Annotated in this window: 15 protein-coding genes; 9 read left to right on the top strand and 6 right to left on the bottom strand. The window is 70.2% G+C overall.

The window, feature by feature from the left end:
• Positions 1–315: 315 nt before the first annotated feature.
• Complete coding sequence (locus JWQ05_RS09270) at positions 316–543, bottom strand: hypothetical protein (protein WP_299657793.1); 228 nt, start codon at positions 541–543, stop codon at positions 316–318.
• 152 nt (positions 544–695) lie between these two features.
• On the opposite strand from JWQ05_RS09270, the gene JWQ05_RS09265 reads away from it, so the two are divergent.
• The 5 genes from JWQ05_RS09265 to JWQ05_RS09245 all read left to right on the top strand — a co-directional run bounded on the left by JWQ05_RS09265 (position 696) and on the right by JWQ05_RS09245 (position 6,056).
• On the top strand, positions 696–1,604 hold the full coding sequence (locus JWQ05_RS09265) for an alpha/beta hydrolase (RefSeq protein ID WP_299657791.1): 909 nt from the start codon (positions 696–698) through the stop codon (positions 1,602–1,604).
• Positions 1,605–1,875: 271 nt separating this feature from the next.
• Entirely contained in the window at positions 1,876–3,567 is a 1,692-nt protein-coding gene (locus JWQ05_RS09260; RefSeq protein WP_299657789.1) for a methyl-accepting chemotaxis protein, read from the top strand.
• Between the two features lie 133 nt (positions 3,568–3,700).
• Positions 3,701–4,402 (top strand): orotate phosphoribosyltransferase, encoded by a 702-nt coding sequence (locus tag JWQ05_RS09255; RefSeq protein ID WP_299657787.1) that lies wholly within the window; start codon positions 3,701–3,703, stop codon positions 4,400–4,402.
• A 55-nt stretch (positions 4,403–4,457) separates the two neighbouring features.
• Positions 4,458–5,174 (top strand): MgtC/SapB family protein, encoded by a 717-nt coding sequence (locus JWQ05_RS09250; protein ID WP_299657785.1) that lies wholly within the window; start codon positions 4,458–4,460, stop codon positions 5,172–5,174.
• 198 nt (positions 5,175–5,372) lie between these two features.
• Complete coding sequence (locus JWQ05_RS09245; protein ID WP_299657783.1) at positions 5,373–6,056, top strand: SDR family oxidoreductase; 684 nt, start codon at positions 5,373–5,375, stop codon at positions 6,054–6,056.
• A gap of 43 nt (positions 6,057–6,099) precedes the next feature.
• On the opposite strand, the gene JWQ05_RS09240 is transcribed toward JWQ05_RS09245, so the two are convergent.
• Complete coding sequence (locus JWQ05_RS09240; RefSeq protein ID WP_299657781.1) at positions 6,100–6,459, bottom strand: hypothetical protein; 360 nt, start codon at positions 6,457–6,459, stop codon at positions 6,100–6,102.
• 246 nt (positions 6,460–6,705) lie between these two features.
• On the opposite strand from JWQ05_RS09240, the gene JWQ05_RS09235 reads away from it, so the two are divergent.
• On the top strand, positions 6,706–7,578 hold the full coding sequence (locus JWQ05_RS09235) for a C40 family peptidase (RefSeq protein ID WP_299657779.1): 873 nt from the start codon (positions 6,706–6,708) through the stop codon (positions 7,576–7,578).
• Here the strand turns inward: JWQ05_RS09235 and JWQ05_RS09230 are convergent.
• From JWQ05_RS09230 to JWQ05_RS09215, 4 genes are all read right to left on the bottom strand, one after another.
• Entirely contained in the window at positions 7,575–8,036 is a 462-nt protein-coding gene (locus tag JWQ05_RS09230) for a low molecular weight phosphatase family protein (protein WP_299657777.1), read from the bottom strand. The two genes, JWQ05_RS09235 and JWQ05_RS09230, sit on opposite strands and share 4 nt — an antisense overlap.
• A 41-nt stretch (positions 8,037–8,077) precedes the next feature.
• Positions 8,078–8,572: a UPF0262 family protein gene (locus JWQ05_RS09225; RefSeq protein ID WP_299657775.1), complete on the bottom strand. Its 495-nt coding sequence runs from the start codon at positions 8,570–8,572 to the stop codon at positions 8,078–8,080.
• A 70-nt stretch (positions 8,573–8,642) separates the two neighbouring features.
• Complete coding sequence (gene hisD / locus JWQ05_RS09220; protein ID WP_299657773.1) at positions 8,643–9,938, bottom strand: histidinol dehydrogenase; 1,296 nt, start codon at positions 9,936–9,938, stop codon at positions 8,643–8,645.
• Positions 9,938–10,402 (bottom strand): DUF2948 family protein, encoded by a 465-nt coding sequence (locus JWQ05_RS09215; RefSeq protein ID WP_299657771.1) that lies wholly within the window; start codon positions 10,400–10,402, stop codon positions 9,938–9,940. The genes hisD and JWQ05_RS09215 overlap by 1 nt, the downstream gene beginning before the upstream one ends.
• Positions 10,403–10,764: 362 nt before the next feature.
• On the opposite strand from JWQ05_RS09215, the gene JWQ05_RS20740 reads away from it, so the two are divergent.
• The 3 genes from JWQ05_RS20740 to JWQ05_RS09205 all read left to right on the top strand — a co-directional run.
• Entirely contained in the window at positions 10,765–10,974 is a 210-nt protein-coding gene (locus JWQ05_RS20740; protein WP_366944575.1) for a colicin E3/pyocin S6 family cytotoxin, read from the top strand.
• Positions 10,971–11,240, top strand: coding sequence for a hypothetical protein (locus JWQ05_RS09210; RefSeq protein WP_299657769.1), 270 nt, complete (start codon positions 10,971–10,973; stop codon positions 11,238–11,240). Before JWQ05_RS20740 ends, JWQ05_RS09210 begins: the two co-directional genes overlap by 4 nt.
• A gap of 200 nt (positions 11,241–11,440) precedes the next feature.
• Positions 11,441–12,266 (top strand): glycosyltransferase (locus JWQ05_RS09205; RefSeq protein WP_299657795.1); only part of this gene is annotated, 826 nt, incomplete at its 3' end.

Below are 12,266 nucleotides of genomic sequence, written 5' to 3'. Positions count from 1 at the left end.
ACAGCCACGTGCTGGCGCAGAATGGCACCTACGGGTTCGAGCTGCTGCACAAGCCCTATTCGGTCGAACAGCTCTCGCGCCTGCTTCGCAAGGTCGCCATCTGGCAGCGACGCAAACGCATCATAGGTGGCGGGCTCGACCTTTGATCGGGGGGTGAGATCGCCCCATCTTCGCCCACCTGGGGGTGGGCGTCGGAGGTGAGGCGCGCAGTGCCCCTGCCCGAGGCACCGCCCAGGACGACGTCTCGCTTCCCCGCCGACGGGATCGAGATCCCGCCGGCGGGCGCGAGATAGGTCCGCGTTGCGCCGGTTCGGTTCAGAGCTTCTTCGACATCGGCGCTCCGGCGTGGCCCGCCATGCCCTCGCAGCAGCAGGCTGCCTTCTTGGTCCGCGCGGATTTCATCGCGCCCGCCCGCATGTCCATCTTGCCCTTGCCGCACATCATGCCGGCGCCGCCACCGCAGCATCCGGCCGCCACTGCGGGGCTGAGACCGAACAGGGCGAGGCCGGCGGCGAGGGTGAGGACAGAGAGGGCGGTTTTCATGAGGGCTGTTCCTATCGATGCGATCGGGGTCCGGACGCTTCCTGTACGGGAATCCGGGCGTTACGAGAACTCGGGCGGATTGCGCATCACGCTGTCCGCGAACCGGCGGGGCCGCGCCCGCGTTTCCCCGGCCCCGGCCGGAGGTGTCGCCCGTGACCGTCGATCTGTTTCCCGCCTTCGCCGCCCGCTGGATCGACGTTCCGGCCGGGCGCTTCTTCGCACGGGTCGGCGGCCCGGAGGACGGACCGCCGGTCCTGCTGCTCCACGGCTTTCCGCAGAGCCATGCCTGCTGGCACCGGATCGCTCCGGCGCTGGCCGAGCGCCACCGCGTGGTCTGCCTCGACCTCAAGGGCTACGGCTGGTCGGCCGCGCCGGAGGGTGACGCCCGCCACGAGGCGTACGCCAAGCGCACGCTGGCGGCCGAGGTGATCGCCGTGATGGAGGCGCTCGGCCACGTCCAGTTCGCCCTCGTCGGGCACGACCGGGGCGCGCGCGTCGGCTACCGCCTCGCCCTCGACGAGCCGGGGCGGATCGCCCGGCTGGCGCTCCTCGACATCCTGCCGACCCTGGTCCAGTGGGAGCGGATCGAGGCCAACCCGCGAAAGCCCTCGCATTGGCACTTCCTGGCCGAGGCCGCGCCGGGGCCGGAACAGGCCATCGACCGGGACGCGAACGCCTATTTCGAGGGGCTCCTGCGCGACTGGAGCGGGGGCACGTCCCTCGACGCCTTCGCGCCCGCCGCCCTGCACCTCTACCGGCAGGCTTGGGGCGTGCCCGAGCGCATCCGGGCCTTCTGCGAGGATTACCGGGCCGGTGCCAGCCGCGACCGCGAGGCCGACCTCGCGGACCTCGCCGCAGGGCGACACCTGACCTGCCCGACCCTGATCCTGACGGGCGACAGCTATCTCGACGTTTCCAGCGAAACCCCACTCGCGGCCTGGCAGCGCACCTTCGCGCCGGATGCCCTCGCGGTCGAGATCCCCTCGGGCCATTTCCTGGCGGAGGAAAACCCGGCGGCGACCCTCGCGGCGCTGCAGGGCTTCCTCGCTGGAACGCCCTGACGGACGCGTCTCCCGGCTCGGCTTCGACCGGGGCCGGCCTTGCGGGACCGCGAAGGACGATGGCGAACAGGACAAACGGCCGCGTTTCTCCACCACAGTCATTCAAAGCTTGAGAAACTCAAATCATCGGTTGTGCGATCTGCCTGGTTTTCATGGAATGATGCAGCCATTAATCAATATTTCAGCGATTTATCACAGAAACGTGAGTGTCATGCCGCGCGATTGAGAGACCGAGAACGGTCCCGTGCCGGCCTGCGGACCAGGGGCTGCGATGCGCGCGTTCAACAACCTCAAGCTCCTCGGGAAGCTCGCGCTTCCCATCCTGATCCTCGTTCTGGTGGCGCTCGGCCTCGTCGCCCTGGCGCGCTCCAGCCTCACGGCCCTCGATCACAACACGACGCAGATCATCGACCTGCGCGCCACCCGGGTCTTCGTTGCCCAGGAACTGGCCGCGGCGGTCGACGAAGCGGTGATCGCGGAAAAAAGCACCATCATCGAGCAGGACGAGGCCTGGATGCAGAAGGAATTCGCGCATTACCAGGCGAACCGGAAGGCCGCCTTCGCAGCCATGGACCGCCTGACGGCCCTGGCCGACTCGTCGGAACGCCAGGCCGTCCTCCAGGGCGTCCGCGCCGAACTGGAGGCGTTCTTCGCCGCCGCCGAGCGCTCGATCACCCACGGCCTGCGCAACGAGAACGACGCGGCCGCGCGCATCTCCCGGGAGGAGGTCCGCCCCGCCCGGATCAAGCTCGGCGAGAGCGTGGCGGCCCGGGTCGCCGTCAATCTGCGCGATCTCGATCTCGCCAAGCGTCACGCCTCAGAGACGGCGGACGGTGCCACCCGCATCCTCGTCGTCACCGCACTGGTGGGCCTTACCTTCGCGGTCGGCCTGCTCGCGCTCATCATCCTCGCCGGCGTCACCCGTCCGCTCGCCGGCATGACGGCGGCGATGGGCCGGCTCGCGGCCGGGGACCTGACGGTGGCGGTGGCGGGCACCGAGCGGACGGACGAGGTGGGCCTCCTCGCCCGCTCGCTCCAGGTCTTCAAGGACAACGCACTGGAGGCCCGGCGCCTCGCGGCCGTGCAGGCCGAGGAGAACGAGGCCAAGATGCGCCGCGCCCAGCGCCTCGATGCCCTGACGAAGCGCTTCGAGACCAACGTCTCCACCCTGACCCAGGGTCTGGCGGGGGCGGCCACCGAGATGGAGGCCACCGCGCAGTCGATGAGCAGCGTCGCGGCCGAGACCAACCAGCAGACCGTCGTCGTGGCGAGCGCCGCCGAGCAGACCTCCGCCAACGTCCAGACGGTGGCCGCGGCCAGCGAGGAGATGTCGGCCTCGGTGCACGAGATCGTCAGCCAGGTCAGCCAGTCCGCGCGGATCGCCGGCGAAGCGGTGGAGAATGCCCGCCGCACCGACGCGACCGTGCGGCGCCTGGCCGGCACGACGGAGCGGATCGGCACCTTCGTCGAGGTCATCTCCAGCATCGCCGCGCAGACCAACCTGCTGGCGCTCAACGCAACCATCGAGGCGGCCCGCGCGGGCGATGCGGGACGGGGCTTTGCCGTGGTCGCCTCCGAGGTGAAGGAACTCGCCGGACAGACCGCCAAGGCCACGGGGGAGATCGGCGAGCGCATCACCGAGATCCGCGGCGCGACCCAGGAGGCGGTCGCCGATATCGAGGCCATCGGCCGGATCATCGCCGAGATGTCGAGCTATGCCGGCTCGATCGCCGCCGCCATGGAGGAGCAGGGGGCCGCGACCCAGGAGATCACCCGCAACGTCCAGGAGGCCGCGCGGGGCACCGAGTCGGTGACCACGAACATCGCCGGCGTGCGCGAGGGCGCCGGCCAGACCGGCGCCGCGGCCTCCCAGGTGCTCGCCGCCGCCCAGGAACTGGCGCGCCATTCCGAGAACCTCACCCGCGAGGTGGGCGGCTTCCTCGCCGACGTGAAGGCGGCCTGACCGGACCTCAGGGTTGACGCCCCGGGCGGTTGGCGGGAAGGAGAGCCCGCCCGCCTTTCAGACGCGCGCACGGGTCCCGTCCCGCCTGGTCCAGGACCCCGCGCCCGCCGCCCGCACGAGAGCGAACCCGCGCATGACGACCTCCTTCCTGCCGATCGACCGCGCCGTGATCGCGCGCGAGGCGGCCAAGATGCTCCTCGAGATCAAGGCGGTGCATTTCTACGCGGACACGCCCTTCACCTTCACCTCGGGCTGGGCGAGCCCGGTCTACATCGACTGCCGCAAGATCATCTCGTATCCGCGCCTGCGCTCGACGCTCAACGATTTCGCCGCCGCCACCATCGTGCGCGACATCGGCTACGAGTCGATCACCCATGTGGCCGGCGGCGAGACGGCGGGCATCCCCTTCGCGGCCTGGATCTCCGACCGCCTGATGCTGCCGATGCAGTACGTGCGCAAGAAGCCCAAGGGTTTCGGCCGCAACGCCCAGATCGAGGGCGAGGTGGTGGAGGGCGCCAAGACCCTGCTGGTGGAGGATCTCGCCACCGACGGGCGCAGCAAGGCGATGTTCTGCAAGGCGTTGCGCGATGCGGGCGCGCAGGTCGACCATTGCTTCGTGATGTTCTTCTACGACATCTTCCCCAACAGCCGCGAGCTGATGGCCGATCTCGGCGTGCAGCTCCACTACCTCACCACCTGGTGGGACGTGCTGGCGGTGGCCAAGGAGAGCGGCCACTTCGACCCGAAGGTGCTGGCCGAGGTCGAGAGCTTCCTGCACGAGCCGGCCAAGTGGTCGGCGGCGCATGGCGGCATCTCGGACTATCCGCAGGGGTGATCCCGACGGAGCCGCCTGTCATGGTCCCGTCACGGGACGGCGTCAGGGCAGGGCGATGATCCCCTTCCTGTCCGGGCCGCTGCCCGAAGCCGTCAACTCGGCGATCAGCCTCATCGTCGCCTTCGGTCTCGGCACCCTGATCGGGGCCGAGCGCCAGTACCGCCAGCGCACGGCGGGCCTGCGCACCAACGTCCTCGTGGCGGTGGGGGCGGCCGCCTTCGTCGATCTCGGCATGCGCCTCGAAGGCGCGGCCGGCGGCACCCGCACCGTGGCCTACGTGATCTCGGGCGTCGGCTTCCTCGGCGCCGGCGTGATCATGAAGGAGGGCATGAACGTGCGCGGCCTCAACACCGCCGCGACCCTCTGGTGCTCGGCCGCCGTGGGCGCCTTCGCGGGCGCGGATTTTCCCCTCGAAGCCACCTTCGTCACGGCGGCGGTGCTGGCCGGCAACACCCTGCTGCGGCCCCTCGTCAACGCCATCAACCGCGCGCCCATCGACGAGAGCCAGACCGAGGCGACCTACGAGGTCCAGGTGACGGTGCAGGCGGATGCCGCCGGCCCCGCCCGCGATCTCCTCGTGGAGCGCCTGGAGGCGGCGCAGTACCCCGTCGGCGGCATCGAGGTGGTGGAGCGCGGCGAGGACACCGTCGAGGTGGTGGCGACCCTGGTGGCCACGGCCGTGGCGGGCGGCGAGCTCGACGCCGTGGTGGTGGGCCTGGCGCGGATGCCCGGCATCGAGCACGCCACCTGGTCGGTGCAGACGGCGGACTGACGCTTCGCGTCCCGCCTTCGGCAGGTGCATCGTGACCGGCAAGGGGAATCGTGATCACGAGGAAGCGTCGCGGCGAGAGGTGCGGCGGCACACCTGTTCCGCGTAGGCCCGGATTGCCGCAGGCCCCGGCCCTGCCAACCTTCCGCTCTCGGGCGGCGTGCCGCGCACGCCCTGCCGCAATTCAGGGACACGAACACCATGGCATCCCAGAAGAACGCGCTCATCGTCGGGGCCTCGCGCGGCCTCGGGCTCGGCCTCGTCGAGACCTTCCTGCAACGGGGCTGGCGGGTGACCGCGACGCAGCGCTCCGCCTCGCCGGGCCTCGCCGCCCTGTCCTCGGACGCCCTGACGGTGGAGACTGCCGACATCGACGACGATGCGGCGGTGGACGCGCTGCACGAGCGCCTCGCGGGCACGAGCTTCGACCTGATCTTCGTGGTGGCCGGCGTGGCGACGCAGGCGCACGACCCGCTGCACGCGGTGCCGCGCGATGTCGCCGCGAAGGTGTACCTCACCAACGCGGTCAGCCCGATCCGCTTTGCCGAAGTGTTCCTCGACCGGCTCGCGCCGAAGGGGCTCGTCGCCTTCATGAGCTCGATCCTCGGCAGCGTCGGCCTCAACGAATCGGGCGGCTGGGAGAATTACCGGGCGAGCAAGGCCGCCCTCAACACCCTGGCGCGCAGCTTCGAGATCCGCCACCGCGAGAAGGGGCTCGGCGTGCTGCTCCTGCATCCGGGCTGGGTCCGCACCGAGATGGGCGGCGCGGATGCCGACATCGATGTGGCGACCAGCGTCACCGGCACGGCCGACGTGATCGAGGGGCATCTCGGGCAGACCGGCACGGCCTACCTCGATTACACGGGCAAGACTCTCGACTGGTAAGAGACTCTCGATTGGTAAGGCGCTCGGCCGGAGGCCGGGACGATCAGGGCCGCCCGATCGGCGGGCGGCCGCGGCGCTCGACCAAGACGGGCGGCCGGGTGCGGCGCTCGACGATGACCGTGCGCGGTGCCCGGCTCGGGCCGGCGGTGGTGAAGATGCGCTCCGGCATCCGCTCGGAGGCCGGCTTGGCCTTGGCGGCGGCGACCACGTGCTCGCGCACGGCCTCGGGCGGCAGGCCGATCAGGCCGGCGGCGATCTCGACCTGCTGCTCGATGTCGTCGGCCAGATCCTGCGCGGCGGCCACCGCCTCGGGGATCGTCGGCGGCTCGCGGCGCACGCGGATCGGCGGGAGATCCTGGAAGGTTTTCGAGGTCTTCTTCACGGCGCGACTCGCATTCGGCATGACCTGACACTAACCTCGCTTCGGCGGTTTGTGCAGCGCACAAATTCGCGGGCGGCCCGTGCGTGGCGCGCATCGCGGACGCCTGATGGTTTTCCGATCAGCCGCCGTCGACGTTTCGTGAAAGGGCCTGCCTCAGGAAAAGCGGTCTGCCGGCCGGATAGGCAATCCGAAGCGTCCAAATGCCGCGCTTTTGGTACGCCGTCCTTCACGGTTGCGATGCGGTGGGGGAGGCAGGATAGTCGCGTCATGCCGACCAACCCCTTCGACCTGTCCGACCCGCGCCTCGTTCCGGCCCGGCCCGAAATCGCCGATGCGCGTCTGCGCGGCCATGTCGAGGCGATGCACTACGTCGAGGGCGAGCCCCGCGCTGTCGTCGTGCCCACCGCTCCCTTGCGCCGGACGCCGCGCTTCGATGCCGGCCTCGAGACCGAGGCGGTGCTGGGGGATACGGTGACGTTCTACGGGGCGGAGGAAGGCTTCGCCTTCGTCCAGTTCACGCATGACGGCTACACCGGCTACCTGCCGGAGGCGGCGCTCGGCCCCGTGACACCGGCGACGCATCGCATCACGGCCCTGCGCAGCTTCCTCTATCCCGGCCCCGATCTGAAGCTGCCCGCTTCCGGCTTCCTGACGCTCGGTGCCCGCCTCCGCGTGGAGGAGACGGTCGGCGCCTATCATCGGCTGGCGACCGGCGGCTACGTTTTCGCCGGCCACTGCGCTGAAATCGATGTCATCGAGCCCGACTACCCCGCCACCGCCGAGCGCCTCGTCGGCACGCCCTATCTCTGGGGCGGGCGCACCAGCCTCGGTCTCGATTGTTCGGGCCTCGTCCAGCTCTGCCTCGCGCAAGGTGGGATCTCCGCCCCTCGCGACGCCGACCAGCAGGAGCGTGGGCTCGGGGACGCGCTGCCCCTCGATGTCGACGGGCTTCGGCGTGGCGACTTCGTGTTCTGGCGCGGCCATGTCGGTCTGATGCTCGACCGCGCCCGGCTCATCCACGCCAACGGCCACCACATGGCGGTGGCGGTGGAACCCCTCGACGAGGCCGTCGCCCGCATCCGGGAGAAGAGCTTCGGGCCGGTGACATCGGTCCGACGGCTTTCGAGCCCGATGCGCTAGCCCTTCAGCCGCATCTTGATCCGGTAGACGAGACCGTCGCGGACATCGCGGTAGGCGTCGAGGCGCTGCTCGCGGGTGCCGTCCTGGATGTTGGTGGGGTCGGGGGTCGGCCAGTACTCGACCTCCACCGCATTGGTGCGGGTCAGCTCCAGGGCGGCGTGGTGGGCTTCGGGCGCCAGGGTGATGATGAGGTCGAAGTTCAGCCCCTCCCACTCCTCGAGCTGCGCGAGGGTGCGCGGCTTGTGGCGGGCCGCGTCGATGCCGATCTCGTCAAGCGCCGCCACCATGAACGGGTCGGCGGGTTCGCCCGAGCGCACGCCGGCGGACTGCACGTAGATCGACTTGCCGAAATAATGGCGCGCGATGGCCTCCGCCGCGAGCGAGCGCACGGCGTTGAAGTTGCACATGAACAGGGCCGACTGCACGCGCGTCTTCTTCGGGCCGGTCGCATCCGCCATCCGGTCTTGTCTCAGCCTTGGAGCGTCGAGGGGGTCGCGGCTCAGGCCTTCCAGTGCAAGGCGAAGACCAGGGTGAAGAGGCGGCGAGCGGTGTGGTGGTCGAGGTCGACCTTGCCTTCCAACCGCTGGCGCAGCAGCTCCGAGGCCTCGTTGTGCAGGCCGCGCCGGCCCATGTCGATCGCCTCGATCTGGGTCGGCGAGGCGGTGCGGATGGCGTTGTAGTAGCTCTCGCAGATCATCTCGTAATCGCGGATCACCCGCCGGAACGGGGTCAGCGACAGGAGGTGGGTCATCACCGGTTCGCCGTCCTCGCGCCGGATCACGAAGGCGAGCTTGCTCTCCACGAGGCCGAGGGTGAGGGCGTAGGGGCCCTCGCGCCCCGGAACCGTGAAGCTGTTGTCCTCCAGGATGTCGAAGATCGCGATGGCGCGCTCGTGTTCTTGGTCGGGGTTGCCCCGTCCGATCGAATCCTCGTCGAGGGTGACCACCGCGAGGCGGTGGGGCGACTTGGAGTCAGTGGACTTGGAGTCAGTCACCTTGGACTCGGTCGCCTTGGAGTCGGGGGACTCGGTTTCGTTCGGTTTGGCCGCGCCGGACATCAGGCCCTCACAGGTTCAGGCGGATCGCCACCGAGCGGGCGTGGCCCTCCAGGCCCTCCGACCGTCCGAGCGCGATGGCCGAAGGTCCGAGAGCCCGCAGGGCCGCCGGGTCGCAGCGCAGGATCGTGGTGCGCTTCATGAAGTCGAGGACGCCGAGCCCGGAGGAGAACCGCGCCGAGCGGGCGGTGGGCAGGACGTGGTTGGGGCCGCCGACATAGTCGCCGATGGCCTCCGGCGTGTGCGAGCCGAGGAAGATCGCACCCGCGTTGCGGATCTTGGCGGCCAGGGCCTCGGCGTCGACGGTCTCGATCTCGAGGTGTTCGGGGGCGAGGCGGTCGACCAGCGGCACAGCCTCGTCGAAGTCGCGCACCACCACGATGGCACCGTAATCGCGCCAGCTCGCCCGGGCGATGTCGGCCCGGGGCAGGGTGTTGAGGGCACGCTCCACCGCCTGCGCCACGTTGTCCGCGAGCGCCTCGGAATCCGTGATCAGGATCGACTGCGCCGCGACGTCGTGCTCGGCCTGGGCCAGCAGGTCGGCCGCCACCCAGTCGGGATTGGCGTGCGCGTCGGCGAGGATCAGCACTTCCGATGGCCCGGCGATCATGTCGATGCCGACCTGCCCGAACACCCGGCGCTTGGCCGCCGCCACCCAGGCATTGCCGGGGCCGACGATCTTGGCGACCGGAGAGATCGTGCCCGTGCCGTAGGCGAGCGCTGCCACCGCTTGGGCGCCGCCGACCCGGTAGACCTCGTCGACGCCGGCGAGATGGGCGGCGGCGAGTACCAACGGGTTCATGGTGCCCTCCGGCATCGGCACCACCATGACGACGCGGGGCACCCCGGCGACGCGGGCGGGGATCGCGTTCATCAGGACCGACGAGGGGTAGCTCGCGGTGCCGCCGGGCACGTAGAGGCCGACGGATTCGAGCGCCGTCCAGCGCCAGCCGGCGGTGACCCCGAGGCTGTCGGTGGCCATGTGGTCGGCGGGCACCTGCGCGGCGTGGAACGCCTCGATGCGGGCTGCCGCGAAGCGCAGGGCTTCCAGGGCGTCGGCCGGGCAGGCGGCGATGGCGGCCTCGATCTCGGCCGGGGTCACCCGCAGGGACGCCACCGTGAAGTCCTCGCCGAACCGGTCGAAGCGGCGGGTGTAGTCGACCAGCGCCGCGTCACCGCCCGCGACCACGCCCGCGATGATGCCGCGCACGGTCTCGTCGACATCCTCGGAGATCTCGCGCTTGACGCTGAGCAGGCGCGCGAAGGCGGCGGTGAAATCACCGTCGCGGGAATCGAGGCGGACCATCAGGCGTTTCCCTCAATCGCGGCCCGGCCGGCGGCGGCCGCCTCGTGGTCGGGACGTCCCTCGACCTCCCAGACGGGCCCCAGATCCTTCAACTGCACCTCGATGCATTCGAGGTCGAGCTGGATCGCCGCGCCCCCCGCGAACACCAGGGTGGCGGTGCCGGAGGGGGCTTCCGTGGGCGCGAAGGTGATGGCGAGGAGTTCCAGCGGCGTCTCCGACTCGGCGCCCGGCGTGATGCCGCGCGTGCGCACCTTGAGCACCCGGTCGAAATGCATGCCTGTCAGCCGGCGGCGCGGCGGTGCGCCCTCCTCCCCCGACCAGTCGAAGCGGCGCGCCACCAGGACGAAGCGATGCTGCGCGCTCAGGTAGGCAAGGTCGCTCGCCCGCAGGATCGCGTCCTGCAGGTGGGCGGAGACGACGCCCAGGTCTTCGGCGTCGAGGGCGGCGAGCTTGAGAAGCTCCATGGCGGGGTGTCGCGCTCCTGTCGGCACAGCCTCGCCTCCGGCGCGGGTTCGGCTGTTCGGGCTGGTGGGAGCCGTAGGTAGCGAGGCGGCCCGTCCTCGGCAACTGGCGCAGGAGAACTCGGGTCTCCTGGCGCAGGCGCTCGGAAGGCCGGATACCAAAGCGAACCTTCATGTCGGGAACAGCGACGGCGTCGTGGGACGCATTGAGCGGAAAGCGTTTCGACGTTCCGGATTACAACTTTTGAGTGTATGTTCGATGCTCACAGGCTGGACGATTCCCCCAGGAGCCTCCGGTGGATTGGTCAACGGCTGAGATCTGCAAGGCATGAAAACGCCGCCGAAGACGCTCAAGGGGTTTCCCGGTGCCTCCAGGGCATCTCCGAAAACCTCCCGGCCTGGGGGGAGGCTTGAGAGCCAGATGGAAGGACGACGACGGCACGATCTATGAGTGGGACCATCAGCACGGGCACGTCGAGAGGTACGATCCACGCGGGAACCACCTCGGCGGGTACGACGCTGAAGATGGACGTTTGGTGTCCGAAGCCGTCAACACGAGGCGCGTCAAACCATGACCATCGGCCACATCGTGACAGGATACGACAAGCGGACCCAGCGCCTGACCATCGAGCACGTCATCCCTGAATCCGTTTTCGACGAAGTTCGCGCCCTCGCCGATGTGCCGGAAACGGACGCGGAGGCGATCGGCTCGTATCCGCTCAGTCCCGCCGCCGTGTTCGGGATCTCTTCCAGGCTGTCGCAGCCCATGAGCGTCGACGGCTACGACTGGTTCTTGGAGCCGGTGGAAACCAAGGCGTCCTCCAGAAACGGACCGAACTGACCTGTCCCCCCACGCATGCCGAGGTGCCGAGCGCCGTTCTCCCGTGTGCGGCCCGACTCGCGCAAAACTCCGCCATTGTCCCGCTTGCCGAACCTGATAGGGACGCGTCGCTGCGCCGCCCCGTCCCAGGGTCGGCGAACCGGAGGCGTGACGTGTCGGCCGCATCCCCTTCTGCCCTCGGTGACGCCTCGGGCGCCCCTCTGGCGACGCCCGGCGCGGTGATCGCGATCCCCGTGCGCAACGAGGCCGAGCGCATCGCGGCCTGCCTCCGGGCCATCGACGCGCAGGTCGGCCTCCCGCCGGGCAGCCTCGGCGTGGTGCTGTTCCTCAACAACTGCACCGACGGCACGGAGGCGATCGTCGCCGATTTCGTGCCGCACATGTCCGTGCCGGTCCGCGTCACGCGCGTCGATTATGCCGGCGCCCATGCGGGCTGGGCCCGGCGCGAGGCGATGAACCGGGCGGCCGACTGGCTCGGCGCGGACGGCATGATCCTCTCCACCGACGCCGACAGCCGGGTGCCGCCCGACTGGGTCGCGCGCAACTGGGCGGCCCTCGACCGGGACGCCGACGCGGTGGCGGGCCGGATCGAACTCGATGCGGCGGAGCGGGCGCTGCTGCCGCCCTCCCTGCACTGGCGCGGCGAGCGGGAAGACATCTACAGCGACCTCCTCACCGAGGCCGAGGCGCGCATCGATCCCGACCCGCACGACCCGTGGCCTTGTCACCGTACCACCATCGGCGCCACCCTCGCGGTCAGCGTCGCGGCCTACCGGGCGGTCGGCGGCATGCCGGCGATCGCCCTCGGCGAGGACGGCGCCTTCGTGGCGCTTCTGCTCGCGCAGGGACTGCATGTCCGGCACGATCCGGCCATCCTCGTCACGGTCTCGGGGCGGCTCGTGGGCCGGGCGCCCGGCGGCGTCGCCGACACCATCCGGGCCCGCTGCGAGAAGCCCGACAGCCTGTGCGACGCCCGCCTCGAATCGGTGCCGCGGGCCCTCCACCGCTACATCTGGCGCCGCCGCC

Source organism: Methylobacterium sp., from assembly GCF_028290105.1.
Lineage (GTDB): Bacteria > Pseudomonadota > Alphaproteobacteria > Rhizobiales > Beijerinckiaceae > Methylobacterium.
The sequence above is the reverse complement of the archived record's forward strand: the minus strand, read 5'-3'. Positions and strand labels throughout refer to the sequence as shown.

Excerpts from the sequence above, each read along its gene's own strand:
- JWQ05_RS09270 (WP_299657793.1), bottom strand. The coding sequence starts at position 543 with ATGAAAACCGCCCTCTCTGTCCTCACCCTCGCCGCCGGCCTCGCCCTG.
- JWQ05_RS09260 (WP_299657789.1), top strand. The coding sequence starts at position 1,876 with ATGCGCGCGTTCAACAACCTCAAGCTCCTCGGGAAGCTCGCGCTTCCC.
- JWQ05_RS09255 (WP_299657787.1), top strand. The coding sequence starts at position 3,701 with ATGACGACCTCCTTCCTGCCGATCGACCGCGCCGTGATCGCGCGCGAG.
- JWQ05_RS09250 (WP_299657785.1), top strand. The coding sequence starts at position 4,458 with ATGATCCCCTTCCTGTCCGGGCCGCTGCCCGAAGCCGTCAACTCGGCG.
- JWQ05_RS09245 (WP_299657783.1), top strand. The coding sequence starts at position 5,373 with ATGGCATCCCAGAAGAACGCGCTCATCGTCGGGGCCTCGCGCGGCCTC.
- JWQ05_RS09240 (WP_299657781.1), bottom strand. The coding sequence starts at position 6,459 with ATGCCGAATGCGAGTCGCGCCGTGAAGAAGACCTCGAAAACCTTCCAG.
- JWQ05_RS09235 (WP_299657779.1), top strand. The coding sequence starts at position 6,706 with ATGCCGACCAACCCCTTCGACCTGTCCGACCCGCGCCTCGTTCCGGCC.
- JWQ05_RS09230 (WP_299657777.1), bottom strand. The coding sequence starts at position 8,036 with ATGGCGGATGCGACCGGCCCGAAGAAGACGCGCGTGCAGTCGGCCCTG.
- hisD (WP_299657773.1), bottom strand. The coding sequence starts at position 9,938 with ATGGTCCGCCTCGATTCCCGCGACGGTGATTTCACCGCCGCCTTCGCG.
- JWQ05_RS09215 (WP_299657771.1), bottom strand. The coding sequence starts at position 10,402 with ATGGAGCTTCTCAAGCTCGCCGCCCTCGACGCCGAAGACCTGGGCGTC.
- JWQ05_RS09210 (WP_299657769.1), top strand. The coding sequence starts at position 10,971 with ATGACCATCGGCCACATCGTGACAGGATACGACAAGCGGACCCAGCGC.